This is a genomic window from Sphingobium sp. L-44 (assembly GCF_056859495.1).
The window spans coordinates 1-2369 of record NZ_JBSXOQ010000025.1; the positions used below are offsets into that span (position 1 = coordinate 1).

The 2369-nt window shown below is 57.0% G+C and carries 3 protein-coding genes and 1 pseudogene; 3 read left to right on the forward strand and 1 reads right to left on the reverse strand.

Features of this window, described 5'->3' with window-relative positions; all coding sequences use genetic code 11:
• The first annotated feature begins 268 nt into the window (after positions 1–268).
• The 3 genes from AC13EK_RS01165 (at position 269) to AC13EK_RS01175 (ending at position 2259) form a co-directional block, all read left to right on the forward strand.
• Positions 269–433, forward strand: a complete 165-nt coding sequence (locus AC13EK_RS01165; protein WP_164522538.1) for a hypothetical protein — start codon at positions 269–271, stop codon at positions 431–433.
• A gap of 173 nt (positions 434–606) precedes the next feature.
• The gene (locus AC13EK_RS01170) at positions 607–1482 is read left to right on the forward strand and encodes a DNA N-6-adenine-methyltransferase (protein WP_164522537.1); all 876 of its coding nucleotides are present in this window, start codon (positions 607–609) and stop codon (positions 1480–1482) included.
• 381 nt (positions 1483–1863) lie between these two features.
• Positions 1864–2259 (forward strand): hypothetical protein, encoded by a 396-nt coding sequence (locus tag AC13EK_RS01175; protein ID WP_069335916.1) that lies wholly within the window; start codon positions 1864–1866, stop codon positions 2257–2259.
• Here the strand turns inward: AC13EK_RS01175 and AC13EK_RS01180 are convergent.
• A pseudogene (locus AC13EK_RS01180) lies at positions 2250–2369 on the reverse strand (IS5/IS1182 family transposase); the annotation flags it as partial. The gene AC13EK_RS01175 and the pseudogene AC13EK_RS01180 sit on opposite strands and share 10 nt — an antisense overlap.

Sequence of the window (2369 nt, forward strand, 5' to 3'; positions counted from 1 at the left end):
GTCAGGTCACTGGGATAACGCTTCGTCTTCTTCGCAATCTGGGCCATCCGCCCCCGGCTCTGCTGCGTCCACATCCAGAGCCTGAATCACGCAGATACGCCTATGACAACCCCTGCCGCCGATTTCCCAAACAGCCTCTTATTCCTGGCATGATCCGCCAACATAATAACGCGTTGGTGCAACAAGTATTGTCTTAAAAGAATATCGGCCGCTATAGCGGCGACGCGACCCGCCCTTGGACGACGGTCCAGGAGCACCGGCCCCGATCATGGAAATGGTCGGGGCCATTTTCGTTTCAGGCAGGCAGCCGGGCATAGATCAGCCCCTGGTCACGATCGACCCGATCCACAATCACCTGCTGGTGGCGCGAAGGGAAAAAGATCGACGCACCCGCCACAAGGCACTCGGGCAGATGGGTGACACCGAAGGCTGACAGTCGGCCTTCAATCATTACGCGGAATTTCATCAGTGACCTCGTCAGCAGGTTTGTTCGCTGCCGTTCATTACGATTAAGTATCGATTTGGTTGCAAGCCATTGACCTCGGCAAATCTCCACTCCAAAGAACGCGCGAATTTTTTCGCAGGATTTTTATGGACTTGGGGGGAATGGTCCGCGCCGCACGAAAGGCGGTCGGGCTGACGCAGGCAGAAGCGGCAAAAAGAGCCGGGGTGTCGCCGCGCGCATTGTGGTCGGTCGAACAAGGTGGCGGTCATATGGCGACGCTCGACGCGATTGCCGCAGTTGTCGAATTTCGAATTGCGGGCCTCCCCGCCGGTCGAACAATTGGCGATCGGGTCAGGGCCGCACGGATTAAGCGCAAATGGTCAGACGCGATGTTGGCGGAACGCGCAGGCATATCAATCCCGACTGTCGGCTCGATCGAAAATGGGACCGGTCAGGTCATCGGCCTCGCGAAGGTGCTGGCTGTGCTGGCCCCTCGCATCAGGCAACGGAAGCATGAAAAGGCGGCTTGGGCCGGGGGCACCCGCGACGAACGCTTTACGCCCCGCCATTTCCTGGAGACGATCGAAGCGACATTTGGGCCGATCTCGGTGGACCCTTGCGGTCACCCGAAAAGCAACGTTCAGGCCGACCGTTACATCATGATCGAGGAGGACGGGCTAAAGACGCGCTGGAACGGCCGCCTTGCTTTCGTCAATCCACCCTACTCTGCCGGGTCGGCGTGGCTTGAGCGTTGTCATCGCGCTTGGGCAGATGGCGAGGTCGAGACCGTCGTTTGCCTGATACCGGCCAGGACGCACATCAGCGCCCATTTTCGTTTCGTCCACGGGATCGCCGACACTCTCTTTCTGAAGGGACGGCTCCAGTTCGACAACGCGGTCCAGAATGGCGGCTTTCCAATGGGGCTTATGTTGGCCTGCTGGGGTGCGTCGGACGCGCAGATAACGACCGCCATGGATCGGCTCGATGTCGCTTTGGTTCCTGGCTCATCCAGACGAATGGCTGTTCTGGCCGCCTGATCGGTCACACTGGAGTAGCCGAAATTCCAAGAAATCTCCCTGTTTTTCAATACGCGTATACCACTTTCGATTTTATTCGTTGACGCCAGAATTGAAAGAGGTATACGCTAACGCTGAATGTAGAAATCTGCATCGACCTCACGATTTTTGTTGCGCAGACGATTCGGCGACGCTAGAGGCGTCTCCGTCAGCGCAACCCCGCGCCTTCGACATACAGAAAGCGCCACGCCATGATCACCCGACCTTCCGGCTAACCAGCCATCCCCATCACCGCCCCTGAAACCTGCGCGGCAGGCGACGGGCGGACTCTGACTTTTTGACTTAAACCAACTCGCCGGACGGCCTGCCGGGAGCGATACCCCTTTATCTGGAGACAACCCTGTGCATCTCGATATTCAGCCTGCCCTTGATTTTTGCGACATTCCGAATTCCCTTGAGGATATTTACGGCATTGCCGAACGCCTCTCCCCTTACTTGCTGATCCGGGAAGACAACGAAGGCGAAGTCTTTGTAACGATCGAAACAGACCCGGCATCTTGCGATGGCAAATGGGCGCACACCGTCTCGTTCGACAATCTCACGATCGGCGAAATCCAAAGGAAACTCGACGCAGCGGTGGAAGAAATGAAGGACGAGGACGACTTGTCGATCGCAGAACTTGCATCGCGCATTAACCGGTTCAATTGGTTCAACGGGTCAATGATCTTCCTGACTCCTGAATATCATTTCGACTGCGACAGTATCGCGCTTAGAGTCCGTTTGGAAAATCAGGGATGAGCGTTTCGGCGTAGTAGGTTTCCACCCATGGCGACGAGGATCATCGCCTGTGAGACGTCGATGCGCTTTTCGTAGTCGCGGACCAGACGGCGCCATCGGGTCATCCATCC

What these genes read in the sequence shown, in the direction of transcription:
- AC13EK_RS01170 (WP_164522537.1), top strand. Translation starts at nt 607, where the DNA reads ATGGTCCGCGCCGCACGAAAGGCGGTCGGGCTGACGCAGGCAGAAGCG.
- AC13EK_RS01165 (WP_164522538.1), top strand. Translation starts at nt 269, where the DNA reads ATGGAAATGGTCGGGGCCATTTTCGTTTCAGGCAGGCAGCCGGGCATA.